Genomic DNA, 23,856 nt, shown 5'->3' on the forward strand with positions numbered 1-23,856 from the left:
AGACCAGGATCCAGGTATAGCCATCCGGCTCGGCCCGCGCCGCCTCGCCGGCGCCGATCGCGCCCGAGGCGCCGCCACGGTTCTCGATCACCACGGGACGGCCCAGAATATCCTGCAGGCGGGGCTGGAAGATGCGGGCCACGGTGTCGGTGCTGCCGCCCGGGGGCCAGGGGACGACCAGGCGGATCGGCCGCTCCGGCCAGGCGGTCTGGGCGCGCAGCACGGCCGGCCGGGCCAGGGCGGCGACCGCGCCGGCGGCCACCAGGCCGCGGCGGTGAATGATCATCTTTCTTGTCCTCCCAGTATGGTCCCGCCGCAATCCGCATCCGAGACAGGGAGAGGCGACCCGGGGCCGCGCTTGCCGCACGGGCCCGGGCCGCCTTCTCCTTACGGGAAGGAAAGCATCTGCCCGAAGGTCTCAGCAAGCACGGTTTGGCAGCCCACCGGGTTCGTGGCGAAAACTGTCGATGATGTGCCGCCCCAGCGCCACCGCGGCCGGGGTGTCGGCGCGCTGGGCGAGCGCGATCTCGAATTCCGGCAGGCGGGGCAGGCCATCGGCCTCATCCAGCACGCGCAGCCCCGGCGGCAGCGGGGCGGAGAGGCCGACCGTGATGGCCAGCCCGGCCAGCACCACCGCATAGGTGCCCATCTGGGCGCTGGAGGAATAGGTGACGCGCCAGGGCAGGCCGGCCGCATCCAGCGCATCGGTCGCGGCGCGGCGCCAGATGCAGGAGGGCTGGGCCAGCGACAGGCGCAGCGGCAGCTGCCGGTGCACCGCATGGGCGGAGGAGCCGACCCAGTGCAGCGCCCCGCGCCAGAGCGGGATGCCCGGCCCGCTGCCGCGCAGCTCATTGCCCGCGGAATAGATGGACAGGTCCAGCTCGCCGCGCTCCAGCCGCTCCAGCAGCTCGGTCGAGGGGGCGCAGACCACCTCCAGCTCGGCGGCGGGGTGGCTTTCGGCGAAACGGGCCAGGATGTCGGGCAGCCAGAGCAGCACATAGTCGTCCGGCGTGCCCAGCCGCACCCGCCCGGTCACCTCGGGGGTGCGGAAATTGGCCAGGATCTCGTCATGCATGGACAGCCAGGGCCGCGCCCGCTCCAGCAGCCAGGCGCCCTGCGGCGTCAGCGAGAAGCCCTTGGCGCCGCGCACCAGCAGGGCGTGGCCCAGCAGCTCCTCCAGCCTGCGCATCTGCATGGAGACGGCGGATTGGGTGCGGCCGACGCGCTGCGCGGCGCGGGTGACGCTCGCCCCTTCGGCGATCAGCACGAAGGAGCGCAGCAGATCGGGGTCGAGGCCGGGAGGAAGGGCGAGCATGGGGCCATCATCAACCGCATTGATGCCCACCGTCAAAACAATTCGTTTTTCTTATTCCGCGCCCATCGCCAGATTGGTGTCGTCACCAACCCCCGGCGCTTGAAAGGCCTCCGGTCATGTCCGCCCAGCTCGGCTCCGCCTCTCCCTGCCCCGTCGCCCTGCGCAGCCCGCGCGGCACGCGCCCGGTCGGCTGGATGGCGACCCTGCGACAGCTGCTGCGCATGATCGAGACCCGGCAGCATCTTGCCGAACTGGATGAGCGCATGCTGCGCGATATCGGCATGACCAAGGCCGAAGCGGCGCATGAGTCGCGCCGCGCCGCCTGGGACACCGGCCGGCGCAGCTGAGCCCGGCGCGGCGGGCTGCCCCTCTCCGCCCCTTCCCCAGGGTGGCCCGCCGCGTCCCCCCCCCGGCCCAGCGCGGAGGCGCAAAAAAACCGGAGCAGCCCGCGGGGCAGCTCCGGTCCAATGCAGCGTTCCGCCACCCAGGCCGGCGGCGCGGGACCGGGGGCCAGCGACCCTCCGATCCACCCAGGGCGCCGCCGCACCGGCAACACCCTCATGGTCACCCCAGCGCCGCGTCCCGCCGCAAAACCAGACGGCGGCAGCCCGAAAGAATCAGGCTGCGAGGCGCAGGGCGGGCTGGCGGCGCAGCAGCTCGGCGGCCCAGTCCGGGCCCTCGGCCAGCAGCTGGTCGATCTGCTGCGGGGTCAGGGTCTCGACATGCTCGCGCGCGGTGGTCGCGGCGCGGTCCCAGCCCTGCAGGGCGGGCAGCGGCGGCACGGCGCCGCCGGTCAGCTCCAGCGCGCGGCGCGCGGTGCAGAGCAGGCGCGCGGCCTCCTCCAGGCGCAGGCGCTCGGCCAGGCGGCCTTCGGCCAGCTCGTTCAACGCATTCAGGGTCAGCCGCCGGCGGGTCGCAGGCGGCAGGTCCATCTTCTCGACAGCCATGGTGGGAATCTCCGTTGCATCCCCGCTTCTTGCTTGCTTGGGCGCGGCGGGGCGTCTTCCCGCCACATGGCCATGTCGGCCGCTAACGGCAAGACGAATCGACGATTTTGCCTCCCGCCCGTCGCATGGCGCCATGCGCGGCACGCGGCGGTAGCGGCACCGGGGCTGCTTGGATCTGCGCCCTGCTGACCCCGGCCTGCGTGCAAACGCAGGCCAAGCCTGCCGGTTTCGCACTTCACGAAAGCGCGGCATCCGGGCATCAACCCGCCATGTCCAAGCACAGCCCGCTGTCGAACCAGCGCATCTCCCTCCCCAAGGACCGCATCCGCATCCTTCTGCTGGAAGGCGTGGCGGACAGCGCCGTGTCGCTGCTCGGCGGCGCCGGCTACAGCAACATCCAGCGCGAGTCGAAGGCGCTGGAGGGCGAGGCGCTGCGCGAGGCGCTGCAGGGGGTGCATCTGCTCGGCATCCGCTCCCGCACCCAGCTCACGAGCGAGGTGCTGGAGGCGGCGGACCGGCTGATCGCGGTGGGCTGCTTCTGCATCGGCACCAACCAGGTGGATCTGCGGGCGGCCAAGCAGCTCGGCATCCCGGTGTTCAACGCCCCCTTCTCCAACACCCGCAGCGTGGCGGAGCTGGTGATGGGCGAGATCGTCATGCTGCTGCGCCGCATCCCCGACCGCTCGCGCTCGGCGCATGAGGGCGGCTGGGACAAATCGGCCACCCATTCGCGCGAGGTGCGCGGCAAGACGCTCGGCATCGTGGGCTATGGCAATATCGGCAGCCAGCTTTCGGTGCTGGCCGAGGCCTTCGGCATGCGCGTCATCTATTATGATACGGTGCCCAAGCTGCCGCATGGCAATGCGGTGGCCGCCGCCAGCCTGCACGACCTGCTGGGCGCGGCCGATGTGGTCAGCCTGCATGTGCCGGAGACGGCGGAGACCGCCGGCATGATCGGCGCCGCCGAGATCGCGGCGATGCGCTCCGGCGCCATCCTGATCAACAATGCCCGCGGCCGGGTGGTCGATCTCGACGCCCTGGCCGGGGCGCTGAGGTCGGGCCATCTGCTGGGCGCCGCGGCCGATGTCTTCCCCGACGAGCCGAAGCGCAATGGCGAGCGTTTCGTCACGCCGCTGCAGGGCCTGCCCAATGTGATCCTGACGCCGCATATCGGCGGCAGCACGGAGGAGGCGCAGGACCGCATCGGCGAGGAGACGGCGCGCAAGCTGGCCGACTATTCCGACACCGGCGCGACGCTGGGCGCGGTGAACTTCCCCGAGGTGACGCTGCCGGCGCGGCCCAACGGCACCCGCTACATGCATGTGCACCGCAACGTGCCCGGCGTGCTGGCGGCGATGAACGAGGTGTTCAGCCGCTTCAGCCTGAACATCGGCGCCCAGTATCTGCAGACCGATCCGGAGATCGGCTATGTGGTGGTGGATGCCGAGAATGTCTCGGACCCGGAGGGGGTGCTGGCCGCGCTGCGACAAATCCCCGGCACCTTGCGGGCCCGCCTGCTCTACGAGCGCTTCTGAAGCTGGTAGAGAGACCGCCGCGGCGCCCGAGACGCACCGCCCATGGCCAGGGGAGGGATTCCGCGGGATCCCTCCCCGCCTGCTTTCTGATGACCCGCGACCGCAAGGGGGAGTTCCGGTGACCCAGCCCAACCCGATCGTCGAGGCCGGCGGTGTCCGCTTCGGCCAGGACCTGCCCTTCGCCGTCATCGCCGGCCCCTGCCAGCTGGAGAGCCGCCAGCACGCGCTGGAGATGGCCTCCGCCCTGAAGGAGATCGCCGCGCGGGTCGGCTTCGGCCTCGTCTACAAGACCAGCTTCGACAAGGCGAACCGCACCAGCGCCACGGCGCAGCGCGGGCTTGGCCTCGAGAAGTCGCTGCCGATCTTCGCCGAGATCCGGGAGAGCCTCGGCCTGCCGGTGCTGACCGATGTGCACAATGCCGAGCAATGCGCCCCCGTGGCCGAGGCGGTGGACATCCTGCAGATCCCGGCCTTCCTCTGCCGCCAGACCGACCTGCTGCTGGCCGCCGCCGCCACGGGTCGCGTCGTCAATGTCAAGAAGGGCCAGTTCCTGGCGCCCTGGGACATGGCGAATGTGGTCGACAAGCTGACCGGCGCCGGCAATCCGCAGGTGCTGCTGACCGATCGCGGCACCTCCTTCGGCTACAACACCCTGGTCTCGGATTTCCGCGGCCTGCCGGTGATGGCGCGCACCGGCGCGCCGGTGGTGTTCGACGCGACGCATTCGGTGCAGCAGCCGGGCGGGCTCGGCGGCGCCTCGGGCGGGCAGCGCGAATTCGTCCCCGTCCTGGCCCGCGCGGCCGTCGCGGTCGGCGTCGCCGGCCTGTTCATCGAGACGCATCAGGACCCGGACAAGGCGCCCTCCGACGGGCCGAACATGGTGCCGCTGCGCCAGTTCGAGGCGCTGCTGTCCGAGCTGGTGGCGCTCGACCGGCTGAGCAAGCAGCAGGCCGCCGCCCGCGCCGGGACCGCCGCGGCATGAAGCCGGTCCTGCTGATCCCCTCGCGCCTGTCCGCCACCCGGCTGCCGAACAAGCCGCTGGCCCTGATCGAGGGCGAGCCGATGATCGTGCATGTCTGGCGCCGCGCCATCGAGGCCGACATCGCCCCGGTCTGGGTCGCCACCGACACGGCCGAGATCGCCGAGGTGGTGCGCGCCGCCGGCGGCAATGCGGTGATGACCGAGCCGAACCACCCCTCCGGCTCCGACCGGGTGTTCGAGGCGCTGAACCGCATCGACCCCGACCACCGCTATGATGCGGTGCTGAACGTGCAGGGCGATTTGCCGACGGTGACGCCCACCACCATCCGCGCCGCCGCGGCGCCGCTGGCCGATGCCGAGGTCGCCATCGGCACCGCCGTGGCCCCCATCCTGCTGGCCGAGGAGCGGGCCGCCAGCAGCGTGGTGAAGATGGTGGGCTCGCCGCTCGGCGGCGGCCGCTTCCGCGCCCTCTACTTCACCCGGGCCGAGGCGCCCTGGGGCGAGGGGCCGCTCTACCACCATATCGGCCTCTATGCCTGGCGCCGCGCGGCGCTGGAGCGCTTCGTCACCCTCGCCCCCTCGCCGCTGGAGCTGCGCGAGAAGCTCGAGCAGCTGCGCGCGCTGGAGGCCGGCATGCGCATCGACGCGATGGAGGTGGCGGAGGTGCCGCTCGGCGTCGACACCCCGGCCGATCTGGAGCGGGCGCGCATGATGCTGGCCGGTCATCGCGGCCCCGTCCATGAAAGCCGGCCGCAGGACAGAAGCAGGCAGGACGCGAAGGCCTAGCCAGCGCCCGCGCCGGCCGCCCCCTCCGCCACGGCCCGACCTGGATGGCCGGCGCCGCCCCCGGGCCACAGGGGGCGGCGCCGGCCATTTCGATTCCCTTACGGTCTGCACAACAAGAAACCCGAAGCAGACTCGGCCGTTTTCCCCGCAGACGCCGACACGGCGCCGGCGCGGCACTGACGCCACGCCGCCGGAGGAAAGGCACTACAGTATGGACAAGAACCGTATCGAGGGCGCCGCCAAGCAGGCCAAGGGCGCCATCAAGGAAGCCGCCGGCAAGGTCGCCAACAAGCCCGGGCTCGAGGCCGAGGGCAAGGCCGACAAGCTGGAGGGCAAGGCCCAGTCCAGCGTCGGCAAGGCGAAGGACGCGGTGCGCAGCGCCACCCACTGACCGGAGGCGGGAGGGCCTGGCGCCCTCCCCCACCGCGCCGCGACCGCGCGGCACACCCCGCCCCGCCGCGTCAGGATCCGCCGCGCGGCGGGTCCGGTGCGGGGGGCGTTTCCCCAACCCGCCTCCGCAGCGCCTGACCGCCCGATCGGATCATGCTGCGGCCGCCCACCCCCGGTGCCCCCGGGAGGGAACCCCCCAGATGAGCGCCACGACGCCTCATGACGCCTATGGTGCCACCCCGGTCGGCCTCGCCGTCGAAGGCGCGCCCAGCCTGCCGCCCAGGATCTCCTGGGGCGCCGTCCTCGCCGGCGCGGTGATCGCGCTGGCCGTCAGCATCACCCTGAACGTGCTGGGCGGTGCGATCGGCGCCAACATGATCGACGCCGTGCAGCGCGACACGCCCGACGCCGCGAGCTTCGGCATTGCCGGCGGCATCTGGATGCTGGTCTCCCACCTGATCGCGCTGGGCATCGGCGCCTATGCGGCGGCCCGCCTCTCCGGCACCGCCGACGGCACCGACGGCACGCTGCACGGGCTGGCGGTGTGGGGCACCACGGTGCTGTTCTCCGCCCTGCTGCTGGGCAGCGTGGTCAGCGGCGCCGTCTCCACCGCCACCACCAGCATCAGCAACCTGCTGGGCGGCACCGCCAACGGCATCGGCCAGGTGGCCGCGACCGCCGGCGGCGAGGCGGCGGACCGCACCAGCACCGCGACGCTGCGCGACGCCGCGCAGTCGCTCGCCGAGCGGGCGCAGAACGCGCTGACCAATTCCGGCGCCGATCCGGCGCAGATGACCAGCGACCAGCGCCGCGCCGAGATCGGCCGGCTGACCGCCCGCCGCGTCACCGAGGGCCCGCTGCCGCAGCCCGAGCAGGCGCGCCTGGCCGCGCTCGTCGGCGCCGAGGCCGGCATCAGCCAGCAGGAAGCCCAGGCCCGCATCCAGCAGGTCGAGCAGCAGACCCAGCAGAGCCTGCAGCAGGCCGAGGAGCGTGCCCGCCAGGCCGCCGACACGGCAGCTTCCGCGGCCGCCACCGCAGCCTATTGGGCCTTCGGTGCGTTGATCCTGGGCGCCATCGTCGCGGTGCTGGGCGCGCGCGCCGGCACCCGCGCCATGGCCGACAGCTTTCGTCGCCGCTGAACGACACAACGGAAGGAGCAAGAGCATGAACACCGATCGTCTCGAGGGCGCCGCCAAGACCCTGGCCGGCCAGGCCCAGGAAGGCTTCGGCAACCTGACCAATGACGACCAGCACCGCGCCGAGGGCCTGGCCCGCCAGGCCGCCGGCCGCGTGCAGGAAGTCTATGGCGAGGCCCGCGACTACGCCCAGCATGCCGGCGAGCGCGTGGTGCGCGTGGTCGAGCAGCAGCCCCTGACCTCCCTGCTCGCCGTCGGCGCGCTGGGCTTCGTCATCGGCCTCCTCTCCGCCCGCCGCTTCTGATTTCCTTCGGCGGCCGGTCAGGGCCCCGACGGGAGGCGCCGCACGGGGGCGGAGCGATCCGGCCCGGTGCGGCGGGCTTCCAGGGCCCTGCGGCCGGTGGGAATGGACGAACCCCGGGGAGAACGCCCCCGGGGTTTTTCCATGGGCGGGGGGCGGGCCGCCAACCGATGCCCGGCGGGGTGCGCGGAGCGCCGCACGGGCCGCGCCAGCCACCCCGGCGCAGCGGGCGCGCCGGCGCGAAGCGCGTTGACGCTGCCTCCGGCAACCCCCTACCCTCGCCGCATGCGTGGCCTTTCCCTCCGCACCGCCAGCCGACGCCGTCGCTGCTTTGCAGCGGCGGCCTGCATGGCTGCGCGCGGACAGGCCCCCGGCCCGGTGCGGACCCCTCTCTAGCGGTCCACCCGGCCGGGGCGGCTTCCGCCCGCATCCCCACAGACCCCCGCAGCCCCCGGCTCCGGGGGTTTTTCTTTGCCTTCTTCCCAAGCCCCAGGACCCCATCATGAGCATTCGCGTCGGTATCGTCGGCATCAGCGGCTTCGGCGGCGGCGAGGCGCTGCGCCTCGTCGCCGGCCATCCCTCCTTCGAGCTCGTCTACGCAGCCGGCGAGGGCAGCGCCGGCAGCCGCCTCGGCGAGCGCTTCCCCGGCCTGCCGGCGCGGCTGGCCGATCTCGTCATCCGGAAATGGGACCCGGCCGGCCTGCCGCCGCTCGACCTGCTCTTCGCCTCGCTGCCCACCGGCGCCTCGGCCGCGGCGCTGGCGGCGGTCCCGGAGAGCGTGAAGATCGTCGATCTCGGCGGCGACCATCGCGACGCCGCGGGCTGGGCCTATGGCCTGGCCGATATCTGGCCCGAGCGCATCCAGGGGCAGCGGCGCGTCGCCAATCCCGGCTGCTTCCCGGCGGCCGTGCTGACGGCCCTCGCCCCGCTGCTGGCCGGGGGGCTGGTCGAGCCCGGCAACATCATCATCGATGCCAAGACCGGCATCTCGGGCGCCGGGCGCGGCGGCGCCGACAGCCGCTTCGGCTTCGCCGAGAGCAACGAGAATTTGGTGCCCTATGGCCTGCTCCAGCATGTGCACATGCCGGAGATGGCCCGCGCCATCGCGCGGCTCAGCGGCGGCAGCGCCGCCGGGCTGGTCTTCACCCCGCATCTGGTGCCGATGACCCGTGGCCTGCTGGCGACGATCTACTGCCGCGGCGGCGCCGGCACGGAGGAATGCCTGGCGGCGGCGCGGCGCTTCTATGCCGGGCGCGCCTTCATCCGCGTCACCGAGCGGCCGCCGCAGACCAAATGGGCGGCCGGCTCCAACCTCGCCTTCGTCAGCTACGCCGCCGATCCGCAGCGCGGGCTGGTGATGGCGCTGGGGGCGGTCGACAATCTGGGCAAGGGCGCGGCCGGCCAGGCGGTGCAGAACGCCAACCTGATCTGCGGCCTGCCGGAGACCACGGGGCTGGAGGGAATGCCCGCCTGGCCCTGAGCGGCGCCGGGCCGGCGGGCGCGGCGCCCGGGGCTGGGCGCGGCGCCCGGGGCTGCTGCCCGGGGCTACTCCTCGCTCTCCAGCGCCTGCCGCGCCTCCTGCAGCCGCGCCCTGCCCTCCGCGGGCAGTTCCGGATAGCGCGGGTCGATCCGCTCCAGCGCCTCGATCACCGCCTCCACCACCATCAGCCGGGTCAGCCATTTGCGGTCGGCCGGGACGATGAACCAGGGGGCGTGCGGCGCGGCGGTGGCGCGGATCGCCGCCTCATAGGCCTCCTGATAGGCGTCCCAGTGGCGCCGCTCGGCGATGTCGGAGGGGTCGAGCTTCCAGTTCTTGTCCGGCTCCTCGATGCGCTTCAGCAGCCGGTCGCGCTGCTCCTCGCGGCTGACATGCAGGAAGAATTTCAGCACCACGATGCCCTGGCGCGAGAGGTAGCGCTCGAAGGCCGCGATATCCTCCAGCCGGTGCTCCCAGATCGTCGGGCCCGTCACCTCCTCCGGCAGGCGCTGCCGCGCCAGCACCGGCGGGTGGACCCGCGCCACCAGCACCTCCTCGTACCAGGAGCGGTTGTGGATGCCGATCTGCCCGCGCGCCGGCAGCCGGGCGATGTGGCGGCGCAGGAAATCCTGGTCCAGCTCCTCCGGCCCCGGCGCCTTGAAGGCATGCACCGAGCAGCCCTGCGGATTGACGCCGGAAAACACGTGCTTGATGGCGCCATCCTTCCCGGCCGCGTCCATCGCCTGGAAGATGACGAACAGCGCGTGCCGGTCCTGCGCGGCAAGCCGCGCCTGCAGCTCCGACAGCCGCTCCACCCCTTCCCGCAGCAGCTCTTCCGAGCGCTCCTTGGTGCCGGCGGGGGCCGCGCCGCGGGTCGAGTAATCCCGCAGATGGAACCCCTTGCCGCCGGTCACCCGGCATGCGGCGACCTGGGCGCGGGCGAAGTCACGGGACATGGCGGCCTCCTGCCGGCGAGAGAGAGGGGGCCCCGCCTCAGCGGGCGGGGGCGGTCTCCGGCGTGGCGGCGGGCGCCTCGGGCGCCGGCGGCACCGGCGGCGGCACCACGGGCTGGACCGGCGCCGGGGGCGTGGCGTCGCCCTGCGGGCGCGGGGTGGCGTCGCCCTGTGGGCGGGGGGCATCACCCTGCGGGCGGGGGGCGGCCGGCGCCTCCGGCGGCGGCACCGGCGGCGGCGGGGCCGGCAGCGCGCCGGGGGAGGCCGGCGCCGGCTGGCCCGGTGCCGTCTGGCTGGGCGCCGGCTGGCTGGGCGCTGATTGGCTCGGCGCCTGGGGCGCGGCCGGGGCCGCCGGGCTGTCCGGCGCGGCGCCCCGCGGCGCTGCGGGCGGCTGCGGCGGCGCGGGCGGCGGCACCTCCGGCGCGGGCGCGCGCGGCGTGGCCGGGGCCGCCGGGCGCTGCGGCGCGGCCGGTGCCGGGGCGGTGGGCGCGGCCGGCGCCTCGGTCCCCGGCAGGGCGGGCAGCACCACGATGGTCACGCTGCGCGATTCACGGTTCGGCGTGCGGCTGGCGAAGCCGGGGTTGCGCGCCTCGGCGCGGATGCGGTCGCGCTCGATCCCCTGGCCGACCGAGAGCAGCTCCGCCACCTCCCGCGCGCGGCGGGCGGCGAGCTGGGTGCTGGTGGTCTGCCCGCCCTCGCGCACCGCATGGCCCAGCACGCAGATGTTGCGCCCCGGCTCGGCCTTGGCCAGCGCCGCGGCGGCGGCGACCGGGGTGCGGGCGCCGTCATTCGGCCGCGCGCTGCCCTGGGGGAAGCGCACTTCGAACACATCATCCTCCAGCCGCTCCGCGCCGATGCAGTTGAACTGGCGGGGCTGGGCCTCGGCTGCCCCGGCCGGGAGCAGCAGGGGCAGGAGCAGCAGGAGAGACTTCTTCATGCGGCGACGAGCAATCCGGATTCGGCCAGGCGCTGCAGCAGCGCGCTAGCGTCGATGGAGGGGTGCGCGGCGCGCAGCTCGGCCTCGGTGCCGTCGGGGCGGGCGAGCAGCCAATTGGCCGCCTCCGCCTCGGCCGGCGCCAGCGGCAGGGCGCCGTTCGGCGCCTTGACCACCCATTCGGCGCCGCGCCGCACCGCCTTCACCCCGGGCTGGACCACGCGGAAGGCATTTTCCTCGCTGCCGCCGCCGGGTGTGGCGGGCGCGGCCAGGCCACGCGCCGCCAGCAGGTCGTTGCCGCCGCGGCGGTAGCGGTAATCCGCCACGAACTTGGCCAGCACATCCATCACCTTGGGGTCCCGCGTCAGCTCCGACAGGCGCTGCCCGAGCTGGGCCGCACGGCTGGTCAACGCGAAGCGGGAGGCCGCGGTTCCATCCTGGCGCGGCAGCGGCTTGCGGAACTCGGTCTCATACAGCACGCGCTCGAGCAGGATGTTCACCAGATCCATGCCGAGCGGCGCATGCACGCCATAGGCGATATGGACGGAGCTCGGCGCCTCGGCCAGCGCGTCATGGTACCAGCCGCGCGGCAAATAGAGCAGGTCGCCGGTCTTCAGCGTCACTTGGCCGCGCAGGCGGCCCTTGGCCTGGTCGTGATGCGCCTGGCCCAGGCTGCGGAAGGCCGGGTGCGGGATCGGCCATTCGGCGCGGCCTTCCCAGATGTTCCAGGTCTTCTCGCCCTCGACCTGCACGGCCCAGACGTCATGCGTGTCGAAATGGCTGGGGAAGGCCTTGTGGCTCTGCCAGGAGATGTAGACATTCGCCTGCGCCTTGCCGAGCCCGGCCTCCTCCAGCGCCGAGGACACGGCGGTCAGGCCGGGCGTCAGGCTGTCCACGTCGTTCAGCACGATCGAGGCGCCGCGCTTCACCCATTCCGCCACCTTGTGCGACTCGGGCTGCAGGACGGCGGCGTTGTCGCGGCTGGTGGCGCGGCCGCAATACTGCTCCGGCGGCACGGCATTGCCGTCCAGCACCAGCTTCAGCGACTGGCTGGACCAGATATGCGTCTGGTCGAGCAGCCGGTTGATCTGCCGCCAGGAGAGCACGGAGGCGAATTTCGCCGCGCCGCCCTGCACATGCAGCGGCTGCTTGTCATAGTACTCGGCGAAGAACTGCTCCGGTGTGACGGGGGCGAGGAGGTCGGCGAGCGTGCTGATCATGCGGAGAGGATAGCCCCGTCCCCGCGCCGCGGTCACCGGGGGAAAAACGGCCGCGCCACGCGCCCGCGGCGCGCTCCGCGCCGCTTCGCGCGGCGCCGGGCGCGGGGCCCGCCCGCTGCGGCGGGGCAGCATGGGCGGCGCCGCGCGGGCGCCGCCGCGCACGGCGCGCCGAGCCCACGCGAAGCGGCGCGAAAGCGGCGAAAAGATGGCCCTTTGCCGCCGAATATTTATGCAAATTGCCCCGCAAACCGGCACGCCATGGCTTGAACCGGGCCCGGCCCTGGCCGATTTTCCGGCCTGTCCATCCCAGGAAGGAGCAGGGGCATGCCGGAAGGCCAGGGCCGCGAGCGCGGCGCAAGGGCGGAGTTGCTGCGCGCGGCGGTGGAGGCGCTCCGCCAGCAGGCACCCGGCCTGCCGGAGCATGCCGCGACCCTGCTGCACCGCCTGGCCGAGGCGCTGCCGACCGCCGAGCTGGCGGCCGAGCCGCCGGAGCGGCTGGCCGCCGCCGCCGCCAGCCTGCACGCCTTCGCCGCCGAGCGCGAGCCGGGCAGCGCCAAGGTGCGCATCGTGCCCCCCGGCCCCGGCCGCGGCGCCGTGGCGGTGGCCGAGATCGTCACCGACGACATGCCCTTCCTGGTGGACAGCGTGCTGGCCGCGCTCGCCCTCTCCGGCCGCACGCCGCGCCGGCTGCTGCATCCGGTGCTGCGCGTGACGCGCGACGCCGGCGGCAGGCTGGCCGCCATCGGCGAGGGCGAGGCGGCCGAGAGCATGATGCATGTCGAGATCGCCCCCGCCGCGGCGCGGCTGGTCGGCACCGGCGAGGCGCCCTCCGAGGGCTGGGAGGCGACCGAGGCGGCGCTGTCCCAGGCCATGGCCGATGTGCGCCAGGCCGTTGCCGATTTCCCCGCCGTGCTGGAGCGGCTGCGCGCGGCCGAGGCCGAGATCGCCGGCAGCGGCGCCGACGCCGCCGCCGGCCAGGCCTTCCTGCGCTGGATGGCGGAGGACAATTTCGTCTTCCTCGGCCACCGGCTGATCCGCTTCGGCGCGGGTGGCGACACGGCGGAGGACGGGCTCGGCCTGCTGCGCGACGCCGCCGTGCCGGTGTTCGACGCGCTGCGCGACCTGGCCTCGATCCCGCCGGCGGTGCGCGCCTCGCTGCGCGGCGCGGCGCCGCTGGCCATCGCCAAGGCCAATATGCGCGCCCGCGTGCACCGGCCGCAGCATGCCGATGTGGTGGCCACCCGCGTCTTCGGCGCCGATGGGCAGGTCACCGGCGTGCGGCTGTTCCTCGGCCTGTTCGCGGCCTCGGCCTACAACCGCAACCCGCGCAGCATCCCCTGGCTGTCGGCCAAGGTGGAGCGCATCCTGGACCGCGCCGGCGTCAACCCGGACAGCCATGATGGCCGCGCGCTGCGCAACATCCTCGACACCTGGCCGCGCGACGAGCTGTTCCAGGCCGAGGACGACGCCATCCTGGAAGGCGCGCATCGCGCGCTCGACCTGTTCATCCGGCCGCGCCCGGCGCTCTATATCCGCCGCGACCCGTTCGAGCGCTTCGTCTCCGCCATCGCCTGGCTGCCGCGCGACACCTTCGACACGCGGCTGCGCGAGAAGGTCGGCGCCATGCTGGCGCGCGCCTTCGGCGGCCGGCTCTCGGCCTTCCACATCGCGCTCGGCGACACGCCGCTGGCGCGGGTGCACTACATCATCGGCACCACGCCCGGCGCGGTGACCAGCGTCGACGACGTGGCGCTGGAGGCCGCGGTGGCGCAGGCCGCCCGCCCCTTCACCGACCGGCTGGGCGAGGCGCTGACCGCCGATCTCGGCGAGACCCGCGCCGCCGCCACCCTGGCGCGCTGGACCGATGGTTTCCCCGCCGCCTATAGCGAGACGGCGACGGCGACCCAGGCCGTGGCCGATCTGCAGCTGGCCGAGGCCGCGCTGTCCGCCGGCCGCCCCGCCGCGCGCTTCGAGCGCCGCCCGGGCGAGAGCCGCCGCAGCCTGACGCTGCGCCTGGTGCATCCGGGCGGGCCGCTGCCGCTGGCCGATGCGCTGCCGCTGTTCGAGAGCCTGGATCTGCGCGCCATCGAGGAGCAGCCCTACCATCTGCAGCCCAAGGGCGCCGATGGCGCGCCGGCGCGGGCGGTGCTGCATGTCTTCTCGCTGGAGGCCGGCACCGAGCTGGCCGAAAGCCGCTTCCCCGCCATCCTGGAGGCGCTGGCCGCGCTGCAGGATGGGCGTGACGAGGTGGACGGGTTCAACCGCCTGGTCACCCGCGCGGGGCTCTCCTGGCGCGAGGCCTGGCTGCTGCGCGCGCTGTATCGCTGGCTGAAGCAGGTGGGCTTCGCCTTCGCCCAGGGCTCGGTGGAGGCGGCGCTGGCCGCCAATCCGCGCGCCGCGCGGCTGCTGGTCGGGCTGTTCAATACCCGCTTCGACCCCGCCGCCGAGAATCGCGACACGGCGGAGGCCGCGCTTTCGGCCGAATGGGCGCAGCTGATCGAGGCGGTGGAGGACCCCGACACCGACCGCATCCTGACCCGGCTGCGCACCGCCCTCGATGCGGTGCTGCGCACCAACTACTTCCAGGGCAAGGGCTATATCGCGCTGAAGATCGACAGCGCCGCGGCGGGCGAGATGCCGCAGCCGCGCCCCTGGCGCGAGATCTTCGTCCACGCCCCGCATATGGAAGGCTGCCATCTGCGCGCCGGCCCGGTGGCGCGCGGCGGCATCCGCTGGTCCGACCGCAGAGAGGATTTCCGCACCGAGATCCTGGGCCTGATGAAGGCGCAGCGGCTGAAGAACGTCGTCATCGTGCCGACGGGGGCCAAGGGCGGCTTCGTGCTGAAGGGCGCGGTGCCGCCGGCCACCGACCGCGAGGCCTTCATGGCCACCGGCATCGCCGCCTACAGGACGCTGATCCGCGGCATGCTGGACGTCACCGACAACCTCAAGGGCGAGGTGGTGGTGCCGCCCCCCGCCGTGGTGCGGCGCGACGGCGACGACCCCTATATCGTCGCCGCCGCCGACAAGGGCACGGCGACCTTCAGCGACATCGCCAACGGGCTGGCGCAGGAATACGGCTTCTGGCTGGACGACGCCTTCGCCTCCGGCGGCAGCCAGGGCTATGACCACAAGGCGATGGGCATCACCGCCAAGGGCGCCTGGGTGATGATCGCCCGGCATTTCTCCGAGCTCGGCCACGACATCCAGAAGACCCCCTTCACCATGGTGGGCGTGGGCGACATGTCCGGCGACGTGTTCGGCAACGGGTTGCTGGTGTCGAAACAGACGAAGCTGCTGGCGGCCTTCGACCACCGCCACATCTTCATCGACCCCTCGCCGGACCCGGCCGCGTCCTATGAGGAGCGGGCGCGCATCTTCGCCCTGCCGCGTTCCTCCTGGGCCGATTATAACCCGGAAAAAATCAGCGCCGGCGGCGGCGTCTATCCGCGCAATGCCCGCACCGTGCCGCTCTCGGCCGAGGCGCGCGCGCTGCTCGGCATCGAGGCGGAGCGGCCGGACCCGGCGACGGTGATGCAGGCGATCCTGCGCGCCCAGGTCGACCTGCTCTATTTCGGCGGCATCGGCACCTATGTGAAGGCCTCGACCGAGAGCCAGGCCGAGGCCGGCGACCGCGCCAATGACGCCATCCGCATCGATGGGCGTGAGGTCCGCGCCCGCATCCTGGGCGAGGGCGCCAATCTCGGCGTCACCCAGGCCGGGCGCATCGAGGCGGCGCGGCTGGGCGCCGAGGGCGCCGGGGTGAAGCTGAACACCGACGCGCTGGACAATTCGGCCGGTGTCTCGACCTCCGACCACGAGGTCAACATCAAGATCCTGCTGGCCGATGCCCGCGCCGCCGGCGCGCTGACCGAGCGGCAGCGCGACGCGCTGCTGGTCGAGATGACCGACGAGGTGGCGGCGCTGGTGCTGCGCGACAATGCGCAGCAATCGCTGGCCGTGTCGCTGGAGGAGGCGATGGGCGCCGAGGCGCTGCCGGCGCATGCGGCGCTGATGACGCGGCTGGAGGCGAGCGGGCTGCTGGACCGCGCGGTCGCCGGCCTGCCGGATGCCGCGGCGCTGGAGACGCGCATCGCCCAGGGCGCCGGGCTGACGCGGCCGGAGCTGTCCGCCCTGCTGCCGTTTGCCAAGCTGTGGCTGACCGAGGCGATCGAGCAGGGCGGGCTGGCCGAGGATCCGGCGCTGCTGCCGTTGCTGGAGAGCTATTTCCCGAGCGCGCTGCGCCAGGGCTACGCCCCCTATATCGCCCGGCACCGGCTGCGGAAGGAGCTGCTGGCGACCATCCTGGCCAATGACGTGGCCAACCGGCTGGGCCCGGCCGGGCTGGCGCGGCTGGCCGCCGGCACCGGCCCGGCCGAGGCGGCGCGCGCCGTGATCCTGGCCGACCGTCTGCTGGGGCTGGGCGAGGCGATGGATGCGGCGGATGCGGCCGAGGCCCCGGCCGAGGCGCGCTATGCCGCCATGCTGGCGCTGCGCCAGCTGCTGGCCGCCACGGCGCGGGAGCTGCTGCCGATGCCGGAGACGGCGCTGCCGCTGCAGCAGGCGCTGGACGCGCTGCGCCCGGGGGTGGAGGGTCTGGTCGCCGCCGAGACCGCCGCCGCCGAGCCGGCCGCCGAGGGTCTGCCCGAGAGCGTGGCGCGGCTGGTGGCCGCCGCCCCGGCGCTGGAGGCGGCGCCGGCCATCGTGCGGCTGTCGCGCCAGGCGGGGGTGGAGCCGGCGCGCGCCGCCGCGGCCTGGGCCCGGGTGGGCGAGGCCTTCCACCTGCCGGCGCTGCGCCAGGCGGCGCAGCAGGCGCAGGCCACCGGCCCCTTCGGCACGCGGGCCAAGGCGGCGCTGCTGGATGATCTGGCGGATCTGCAGACGCGGCTGGCCACTTCCTGCCTGAAGGGCAGCCTGCCCGAGGCCGAGGGCGCCCGCCGCGTGGCGCAGGAGGCCGCGGCCCGCCCCGACCTGGCTGCGGTGACGGTGGCCGTGCGCGAGATCGCCCGCGCGATCCAAAACTGACGGCGGGGTCCGGGGTGGCCCTGCCACCCCGGCGGTGGGGTCTGGGGAGGCAGCGCCTCCCCAGATATCTTCCGGTTTGTCTGGGGAGGCAGCGCCTCCCCGGCAGATGACAAAGGCCGGAAGGGACCTCCCCTCCCGGCCTTTTCCATGCCCGCGCTCTGGCCAGTCCCGGCCCGCGCGGGCAGTCTGCCGCGCATGCCCTCCTCCCTCACCCGCAAGGCCGTGGCCTGGTCGCTGTATGACTGGGCCAACAGCGCCTTCCCGACGGTGGTCTCCACCTTCGTCATCGCCACCTATTTCACCCAGGGGGTGGCGGCCGACCCGGCCACCGGCCAGGCGCAATGGGGCTGGATGCAGACCCTGGCGGGCCTTGCCATCGCGCTGCTCTCCCCGGTGCTGGGGGCGGTGGCCGATGCCGGCGGGCGGCGGCGGGCGATGCTGCTGCTCTGCACCCTGGTCACCGCCATCGCCACCGGGCTGATCTGGTTCGCCACGCCCGGCCCCGGCTCGGCGCTGTGGGCGCTGCTATGCGTCGGCATCGCCACGGTGGGGTTCGAGCTGGGCACGGTGTTCTACAATTCCATGCTGCCGCAGGTGGCGCCGCCCGAGCGGCTGGGCCGCATCTCCGGCCTGGCCTGGGGGCTGGGCTATGCCGGCGGGCTCGCCTGCCTGGTGCTGTGCCTGGTGCTGCTGGTGCGGCCCGACCCCTCGCCCTTCGGGCTGGACCGTGGCGCGGCGGAGCATGTGCGCGCCACCGCCCTGCTGGTGGCGGTGTGGATGCTGGCCTTCGGCTGGCCGGTGCTGCTGGCCCTGCCCGACCCGCCGCCCCCGCGCCCGGCCTGGGGCGAGGCGGTGCGGCGCGGGCTGGAGGAGATCGTCCGCGTGCTGCGCGGCCTGCCGCGCCACCCTTCCATGGCGCGCTTCCTGCTGGCGCGGCTGTTCTACACGGACGGGCTGAACACGCTGTTCGCCTTCGGCGCCATCTACGCCGCGGGGCGCTTCGGCATGGGGTTCGAGCAGATCCTGGTCTTCGGCATCGCGCTGAACGTCACCGCGGGGCTCGGCGCCGCCGGCTTCGGGCTGGTGGAGGACAGGCTCGGCTCCCGCCAGACGGTGCTGGTGGCGCTGGCCTGCATGGTGGCGCTGGGCACCGCCCTGGTGCTGACCAACGACGTCGCCTGGTTCTGGGGGCTGGCGCTGGTGATGGGGCTGTTCATGGGGCCGGCGCAATCGGCCTCGCGCAGCTTCATGGCGCGGCTGGCCCCGCCGGCCGAAGTCGCCGCCTATTTCGGGCTGTTCGCGCTGTCGGGGCGGATCACGGGCTTCCTCGGGCCCGCGGTGCTGGCGATCGTCACGGGGGCCACGGGCAGCCAGCAGGCGGGCATGGCGACCGTGCTGGGGTTCCTGGCGCTGGGGGGGGTCATCCTGCTCACGGTGCGGGACCGGCCTATCCAGTGATTCTGGGGAGGCTTTGCCTCCCCAGACCCCACCACCGGGGGGACAGGGTCCCCCCGGACCCCGCCTTCAGCTGGCGGGACTGCCTTCCACACTCTCGCTGCCGGCGCGCCAGCGATGGGTGGAGGCGCCGAAGGCCACCATCTCGCCCTTGTCGTTGAACACCTCGGTGCGGGCGAAGAAGATGTTGCGGCCGCGCGAGATCAGCTTGCCCTCGGCCACCACCTCGCCGCCCGAAACCTGGCCGGTGAAGCGGCAATCCAGGTCGATCGTCACCGCCTTGCGGATATTGCCCGGCACGCTGCACCAGAGGCCAGCGAAGGCCGCGGCCTGGTCGATCAGCGACAGGATCACCCCGCCATGCACGATGCCGCTGCGGTTCAGATGGCCCGGCCCGCTGTCGCAGACGACACGGGCAAAGCCGTCCCGCCATTCGACCAGGCGGATGCCGAGAAGCTCATGATAGGGCGGCGCCGGAGAGGCGAGGTCTTGCTTGGACATGAAGGCCGGGGTGCCTTGTGCGGCGCAGCAGGTCAAGGTGCCAGCGCGGCCTCCAGCGCGGCGGAGAGGCCCTGGCTCGGCGTGCGGCCAGCGGGCGGCGGGATCGGCTGGGGCTGCGCCGCCACGCGCAGCAGGCAGTCCAGGCTGTCCAGCACCGGCACGGGCAGGCGCGGCGCCAGGCGCGGGGCGAGGCCGGCGAGGCCCGCGCCGCCCAGCACCACGGCCTCAGCGCCCTCGGCGATGGCCGCCCCGGCCGCCTCGGCCAGGAGCGACAGGGCGCGTTCGGGCTCGCGCGCGATCATGTCGCCGGTGGGGGTGACGGCGCGCACCAGCACACGCTCGGCCGGCCAGCCGCGGGAGAGGGCGAATTCCTGCAGCATCGGCACCCAGGCGGTGCCGCCGGTCAGCAGCGCCACGCGCGAGTGCTCGGCCAGCGCCAGGGCCAGGCTGGCATCGGCCATGCCGGCGACGGGGCGCTGCGCCAGTTCGCGCGCCGCGTCCAGCGCGGGGTCGCCGAAGCAGGCGATGGCGATGGCGTCGACCCTGTCGCGGTGCTCGGCCACCAGCTCCAGCACGGCGTGGCCGGCGATGGCGGCGGCGGTGCGGCTGGCGATGTAGCGGGCGCCGAAGCGCGCCGTGGCCGGCACCAGCGTGACATGCGCCAGCCCCATCCTGGCCAGCGCCTGCTGCCCGAGCTGCTGCATGCGCTCGGTCATCGCCGCGTCGGTGTTCCCATTGAGCAGCAGAATCCGCATGCGCTGTTCCTGATGGCGGGGTCCGGGGTGGCCCTGCCACCCCGGCGGGGGTTCAGGGGGCGGAGCCCCCTGCCTTGCTGAACCGATAAGGTGCCGCGCTTTCCTCATGCGGGTCCAGGTTCAGCCGGTGTTCGAGCGGCGGGAAGGCGCGGGAGCGGCATTCGGCGCGGTCGCAGAGGCGGCAGGACAGCCCGATGCCGGTGCGCGCCTGGTCGAGGTTGATGCCGTCCGCATAGACGATCTCGGCGGCGCGGCCGATGTCGCAGCCCATGGCGATGACGTGGAGGGGCGGCGGCTCTCCCCAATGCGCCGCCGGCCCGGTGACGGTTCGGGCGAAGCAGAGGAAGGCGGCGCCGTCGGGCAGTTCGGCGACCTGGACGCGCAGCGCGCCCGGGGTGGCGAAGGCGGTGTGCGGCACCCAGCGCGGGCAGGAGCCGCCGAAGCGCGCGAAGGGGAAGCCGGCGGCGGAGAAGCGCTTGTCGACATTGCCGGCGGGGTCGACGCGCAGGAAGAAGAAGGGCACGCCGCGCGCGCCCTCGCGCTGCAGGGTGGAGAGGCGGTGCGCCACCTGTTCGAAGCTAACGCCGAAGCGCGATGCCAGCAGGTCGAGATCGTGGCGCAGCGCGCGGGCGGCGGCAAGGAAGGGGCCATAGGGCATCAGCAGCGCGCCGGCGGCGTAGTTCAGCAGGCCGAGGCGGATCAGCGCCGCGGCTTCCGGCGTGCTGGGCGCGGCGGGGGCGAGGATGTCTTCCACGCTGTCCCTGGCTTCCAGCAGCATCAGCTGGAAGGCGAGCTGGAAGCCGCGGCTTTCGCGGGGGAGGGATTCGGAGAGTTCGAGCAGCCGGGCGGCGGGGTCGTAGCGGCGCAGGCTGCCCTCCAGCGGGCCGACGCGCACGCGCAGCGCGTGGCGCTGGCGCAGCCGCTCGGCGATGGCGTGGTTCAGCTCGGCCGGCGCGGCGGCGAGTTCGGCGCCGATGCGCTCGGCGACGCTTTCCAGCGCGGGGAAGACATTGGCGTGGTCGTGGAAGAAGTCGCGCGCTTCCTCGGTGGGCAGGATCATGCGGCGGCCGCTGGGGAGTGCGATGCCGCTGGCATCCTCCCGCGCCACGCGCAGCGCGCGGTAGAGGGCGAGCATGGCGCGCGCCGCGTTGGGGGCGCTGCCGGCCAGCGCGCGGATCTCCTCCTCCGGGGTCTCGTCGAGGCCGAGCAGCGGGTCGGCCAGCACCTCGCGCAGGCTGGATTCCAGCTGCTGCTCCTCGCGCCCGGACAGGGCGGCGAGGTCAACCTGCAGCGTGTGGCCGAGCTTGATCAGCAGGGCGGCGGTGACGCCGCGCTGGTCGTGTTCGATCAGGTTCAGATAGCTGGCGGAGATGCCGAGCCGGCTGGCCAGGGCCTGCTGGGTGAGGCTCTGCTCCTGGCGCAGGCGGCGGATGGTGCGGCCGATCAGGGGCCGGGCCATTCTTTACAACCTTTACAAATTTACGTCCTTCACAGTGAAGAACGCCACGGTCTTGCGCGAATACAGGCAGGATGGCGGATGAACTTCGCGGTCGCAATGTGAATTATTGACGCACGGCCGATGGGCCAGAACGAGCGATCGAGGAATACGGACATGCGTCACACCCCGCTTCCCTGCCGCGCCCCGGATGGCATCGGCGCCGGCCCCGGCGCCCCGGGCGACCGCTTCGCCGGCATCCGCCGCGACTACACGCCGGCCGATGTCGAGCGGCTCTCCGGCTCCTTCCGCGTCCGGCACACCCTGGCCGAGATGGGGGCGAAGCGGCTGTGGCAGCTGCTGCACAGCGAGCCCTACATCAACACGCTGGGCGCGCTGACCGGCAACCAGGCGCTGCAGCAGGTCAAGGCCGGGCTGAAGGCGATCTATCTCTCCGGCTGGCAGGTGGCGGCGGACGCCAATTCGGCCGGCGAGATGTATCCGGACCAGTCGCTCTACCCGGTGGATTCGGTGCCGAAGGTGATCAAGCGCATCAATGCCGCGCTGCGCCGCGCCGACCAGATCGCGCGGCTGGAGGAGAAGGGCGACGACACCCACTGGATGGCGCCGATCATCGCCGATGCCGAGGCCGGTTTCGGCGGCGCGCTGAACGCCTATGAGCTGATGCGCGCGATGATCGAGGCCGGCGCCGCCGGCGTGCATTTCGAGGACCAGCTGGCCTCCGAGAAGAAATGCGGCCATCTGGGCGGCAAGGTGCTGGTGCCGATCAGCCAGCATATCCGCACGCTGAACGCCGCGCGGCTCGCCGCCGATGTCGAGGGCGTGCCGACCGTGCTGCTGTGCCGCACCGATGCCGAGAGCGCCCAGCTGCTGACCGCCGATATCGATGAGCGCGACCGCCCCTTCATCAGCGGCGAGCGCACGCCGGAGGGCTTCTTCCGCATCAGGCCCGGGGTCGGCAAGCAATACGCCATCGCCCGCGGCCTGGCCTATGCCCCCTATGCCGATCTGCTGTGGTGGGAGACCTCGGACCCCGATCTCGACGACGCCCGCGCCTTCGCCGAGGCGATCCACCGCGACTTCCCGGGCAAGCTGCTGGCCTATAACTGCTCCCCCAGCTTCAACTGGAAGCGCAAGATGGGCGAGGAAGCCGCGGCGAAGTTCCAGCGCGAGCTCGGTGCGATGGGCTACAAGTTCCAGTTCATCACCCTGGCCGGCTTCCATTCGCTGAACCATTCGATGTTCCAGCTGGCGCGCGGCTACCGGGAGCGCGGCATGGCCGCCTATTCCGAGCTGCAGCAGGCCGAATTCGCCGCCGAGGCCGAGGGCTACACCGCGACGCGCCACCAGCGCGAGGTGGGCGTCAGCTATTTCGACGCGGTGGCGACGGCCGCCTCGGGCGGCACCAGCAGCACCACCGCCATGGCGCACAGCACCGAGACGGCGCAGTTCCACGACGACGACACCCACACCCGCCCCGCCCCCGCCGCCACCCCGGCGATGGCGAAGTGAGCGCGGCCCGACAGGAGAGACGATCATGACCGAGAGCAACGCCCCCTATCTGGACGACAGCCATGATGACGGGCTGGTGCACAGCCATGGCTGGGCCAGCGAGCCGGCCATCGCGCCCTCGCTGCACAAGCAGCCCTGCGTCGCCGCGGCGCATGCGGTGCCGACGCCCAGCACCGCCTATCACGACGACCATCAGCGCGGCTGAGCCCCGCTGAGCGGCGGCCGGCCTGCTCCGGCCGGCCTGCCCTGGCGCTCGGCAGACCCGGCGGCGGGCGCCCCCGGCTCCGATCCCGCCCGCCCCGGCACTTGTCTGCCTGGCCGGCCCGGCCCCGGCGTCCCACGCGCCGGGGCCGGTGGCGTTCCGAAGTTAACGGAACATCCATCTTTCGGGCCTTTTTGTGGCAACCCCGCCCCCGCCCTCGTGTTCACCGGCAGGAGGGGTGTGACCATGCCAATACCTTATTGCGGCGTGGCGCCGCTGCCGGCCGAGCTGTGGGGGCGCTGGAACCTCGACCCCTACCTGCTGACGGCGCTGGCCCTCGGCCTGGCATGGCTGCTGCTGCGCGGACCCAAAGGCGCGCGCGGCCTGGCTGCGCTGGCCGCCTGGGCGGTGCTGGCGCTGGCCTTCGTCTCGCCGCTCTGCGCCCTGGCCTCCGCCCTCTTCGCCGCGCGCAGCCTGCACCATGTGCTGCTGGTGGCGCTGGCGGCGCCGCTGCTGGCCCTGGCCGGGCTGGCGCCGCGGCGCGGCCTGGCGCTGGCCGTGCCGGCGCATCTGCTGCTGCTCTGGGCCTGGCACGCGCCGCCGGCCTATGCGGCGGCGCTGTCCTCGGACGCCGTCTACTGGCTGATGCAGCTCAGCCTGCTCGGCAGCGCCACCTGGTTCTGGGGCGCGGCGCTGGCGCGCGGCGCGGCGCTGCCCGGCATCGGCGCGCTGCTGGCCGGCATGGTCGGCATGGGCATGCTGGGCGCGCTGCTGACCTTCGCCCCTGTCGCGCTCTACGCGCCGCATCTGGCGACCACCGGGCCCTGGGGCCTGTCGCCGCTGCAGGACCAGCAGCTGGCCGGGCTGCTGATGTGGGTGCCCGCGGCGCTGGCCTATCTGCTGCCGGCGCTGGCGCAGGGCGCGGCCTGGCTGCGGGCGGAACGCGGCTGAGCCCGCCGGCAGGGAGGCAGCGCG

Annotated in this window: 22 protein-coding genes (1 of these 22 cut by a window edge); 13 read left to right on the forward strand and 9 right to left on the reverse strand. The window is 73.4% G+C overall.

Features of this window, described 5'->3' with window-relative positions; genetic code table 11:
• Together QE401_RS16165 and QE401_RS16170 are read right to left on the reverse strand one after the other, a co-directional pair.
• A protein-coding gene (locus tag QE401_RS16165; RefSeq protein ID WP_307139175.1) for a tripartite tricarboxylate transporter substrate-binding protein crosses the window boundary here: on the reverse strand, positions 1-286 show its beginning. The gene continues 692 nt to the left of window position 1, outside the view; 286 of the gene's 978 nt are visible here — the first part of the coding sequence; its start codon is at positions 284-286; its stop codon lies beyond the left edge, outside the window.
• 132 nt (positions 287-418) lie between these two features.
• On the reverse strand, positions 419-1,315 hold the full coding sequence (locus QE401_RS16170; protein WP_307139176.1) for a LysR substrate-binding domain-containing protein: 897 nt from the start codon (positions 1,313-1,315) through the stop codon (positions 419-421).
• A gap of 116 nt (positions 1,316-1,431) precedes the next feature.
• Between QE401_RS16170 and QE401_RS16175 the strand changes: the two genes are divergently transcribed.
• Positions 1,432-1,662 (forward strand): DUF1127 domain-containing protein, encoded by a 231-nt coding sequence (locus tag QE401_RS16175; RefSeq protein WP_307139177.1) that lies wholly within the window; start codon positions 1,432-1,434, stop codon positions 1,660-1,662.
• A gap of 270 nt (positions 1,663-1,932) precedes the next feature.
• On the opposite strand, the gene QE401_RS16180 is transcribed toward QE401_RS16175, so the two are convergent.
• The gene (locus QE401_RS16180) at positions 1,933-2,262 is read right to left on the reverse strand and encodes a hypothetical protein (protein WP_307139178.1); all 330 of its coding nucleotides are present in this window, start codon (positions 2,260-2,262) and stop codon (positions 1,933-1,935) included.
• A gap of 269 nt (positions 2,263-2,531) precedes the next feature.
• On the opposite strand from QE401_RS16180, the gene serA reads away from it, so the two are divergent.
• From serA to argC, 7 genes are all read left to right on the forward strand, one after another.
• Positions 2,532-3,797: a phosphoglycerate dehydrogenase gene (gene serA / locus QE401_RS16185; protein ID WP_307139179.1), complete on the forward strand. Its 1,266-nt coding sequence runs from the start codon at positions 2,532-2,534 to the stop codon at positions 3,795-3,797.
• Positions 3,798-3,915: 118 nt separating this feature from the next.
• On the forward strand, positions 3,916-4,779 hold the full coding sequence (gene kdsA, locus QE401_RS16190; RefSeq protein WP_307139180.1) for a 3-deoxy-8-phosphooctulonate synthase: 864 nt from the start codon (positions 3,916-3,918) through the stop codon (positions 4,777-4,779).
• Complete coding sequence (locus tag QE401_RS16195; RefSeq protein ID WP_307139181.1) at positions 4,776-5,564, forward strand: 3-deoxy-manno-octulosonate cytidylyltransferase; 789 nt, start codon at positions 4,776-4,778, stop codon at positions 5,562-5,564. Before kdsA ends, QE401_RS16195 begins: the two co-directional genes overlap by 4 nt.
• 211 nt (positions 5,565-5,775) lie before the next feature.
• Positions 5,776-5,955 carry a CsbD family protein gene (locus QE401_RS16200; protein ID WP_307139182.1) on the forward strand — a complete coding sequence of 60 codons (180 nt, stop codon included), beginning with the start codon at positions 5,776-5,778 and terminating at the stop codon, positions 5,953-5,955.
• Between the two features lie 199 nt (positions 5,956-6,154).
• Positions 6,155-7,093: a hypothetical protein gene (locus QE401_RS16205; RefSeq protein WP_307139183.1), complete on the forward strand. Its 939-nt coding sequence runs from the start codon at positions 6,155-6,157 to the stop codon at positions 7,091-7,093.
• 25 nt (positions 7,094-7,118) lie between these two features.
• On the forward strand, positions 7,119-7,394 hold the full coding sequence (locus QE401_RS16210; protein WP_271136878.1) for a CsbD family protein: 276 nt from the start codon (positions 7,119-7,121) through the stop codon (positions 7,392-7,394).
• Positions 7,395-7,893: 499 nt separating this feature from the next.
• Positions 7,894-8,871, forward strand: coding sequence for an N-acetyl-gamma-glutamyl-phosphate reductase (argC, locus tag QE401_RS16215; RefSeq protein WP_307139184.1), 978 nt, complete (start codon positions 7,894-7,896; stop codon positions 8,869-8,871).
• 65 nt (positions 8,872-8,936) lie between these two features.
• Here argC and QE401_RS16220 read toward each other — a convergent pair whose 3' ends face one another.
• From QE401_RS16220 to QE401_RS16230, 3 genes are read right to left on the reverse strand one after another with little or no spacing between them, the layout of a single operon-like run.
• Entirely contained in the window at positions 8,937-9,824 is an 888-nt protein-coding gene (locus QE401_RS16220; RefSeq protein WP_307139185.1) for a polyphosphate kinase 2 family protein, read from the reverse strand.
• A 37-nt stretch (positions 9,825-9,861) separates the two neighbouring features.
• The gene (locus QE401_RS16225; RefSeq protein ID WP_307139186.1) at positions 9,862-10,758 is read right to left on the reverse strand and encodes an OmpA family protein; all 897 of its coding nucleotides are present in this window, start codon (positions 10,756-10,758) and stop codon (positions 9,862-9,864) included.
• Positions 10,755-11,975: a cupin domain-containing protein gene (locus tag QE401_RS16230; protein ID WP_307139187.1), complete on the reverse strand. Its 1,221-nt coding sequence runs from the start codon at positions 11,973-11,975 to the stop codon at positions 10,755-10,757. The genes QE401_RS16225 and QE401_RS16230 overlap by 4 nt, the downstream gene beginning before the upstream one ends.
• A 324-nt stretch (positions 11,976-12,299) precedes the next feature.
• Between QE401_RS16230 and QE401_RS16235 the strand changes: the two genes are divergently transcribed.
• Together QE401_RS16235 and QE401_RS16240 are read left to right on the forward strand one after the other, a co-directional pair.
• A complete protein-coding gene (locus QE401_RS16235) occupies positions 12,300-17,000 on the forward strand; it encodes an NAD-glutamate dehydrogenase (RefSeq protein WP_307139188.1) in 4,701 nt (1,566 codons plus the stop codon).
• A gap of 195 nt (positions 17,001-17,195) precedes the next feature.
• Positions 17,196-18,458 carry an MFS transporter gene (locus QE401_RS16240; RefSeq protein WP_307139189.1) on the forward strand — a complete coding sequence of 421 codons (1,263 nt, stop codon included), beginning with the start codon at positions 17,196-17,198 and terminating at the stop codon, positions 18,456-18,458.
• A 66-nt stretch (positions 18,459-18,524) separates the two neighbouring features.
• On the opposite strand, the gene QE401_RS16245 is transcribed toward QE401_RS16240, so the two are convergent.
• From QE401_RS16245 to QE401_RS16255, 3 genes are read right to left on the reverse strand one after another with little or no spacing between them, the layout of a single operon-like run.
• Complete coding sequence (locus QE401_RS16245; RefSeq protein ID WP_307139190.1) at positions 18,525-18,956, reverse strand: PaaI family thioesterase; 432 nt, start codon at positions 18,954-18,956, stop codon at positions 18,525-18,527.
• A 32-nt stretch (positions 18,957-18,988) separates the two neighbouring features.
• Positions 18,989-19,711, reverse strand: a complete 723-nt coding sequence (locus QE401_RS16250) for an aspartate/glutamate racemase family protein (protein WP_307139191.1) — start codon at positions 19,709-19,711, stop codon at positions 18,989-18,991.
• Between the two features lie 52 nt (positions 19,712-19,763).
• Positions 19,764-21,170 (reverse strand): helix-turn-helix domain-containing protein, encoded by a 1,407-nt coding sequence (locus tag QE401_RS16255; RefSeq protein ID WP_307139192.1) that lies wholly within the window; start codon positions 21,168-21,170, stop codon positions 19,764-19,766.
• A 153-nt stretch (positions 21,171-21,323) separates the two neighbouring features.
• Here QE401_RS16255 and aceA point away from each other — a divergent pair, with 153 nt between their 5' ends.
• The 3 genes from aceA to QE401_RS16270 all read left to right on the forward strand — a co-directional run bounded on the left by aceA (position 21,324) and on the right by QE401_RS16270 (position 23,832).
• Positions 21,324-22,679 (forward strand): isocitrate lyase, encoded by a 1,356-nt coding sequence (gene aceA / locus QE401_RS16260; protein ID WP_307139193.1) that lies wholly within the window; start codon positions 21,324-21,326, stop codon positions 22,677-22,679.
• A 25-nt stretch (positions 22,680-22,704) separates the two neighbouring features.
• Positions 22,705-22,884 carry a hypothetical protein gene (locus QE401_RS16265; RefSeq protein WP_307139194.1) on the forward strand — a complete coding sequence of 60 codons (180 nt, stop codon included), beginning with the start codon at positions 22,705-22,707 and terminating at the stop codon, positions 22,882-22,884.
• Between the two features lie 243 nt (positions 22,885-23,127).
• Positions 23,128-23,832, forward strand: a complete 705-nt coding sequence (locus tag QE401_RS16270; RefSeq protein WP_307139195.1) for a cytochrome c oxidase assembly protein — start codon at positions 23,128-23,130, stop codon at positions 23,830-23,832.
• Positions 23,833-23,856: the final 24 nt, after the last annotated feature.

The organism is Pseudoroseomonas cervicalis, from assembly GCF_030818485.1.
GTDB lineage: Bacteria > Pseudomonadota > Alphaproteobacteria > Acetobacterales > Acetobacteraceae > Pseudoroseomonas > Pseudoroseomonas cervicalis_A.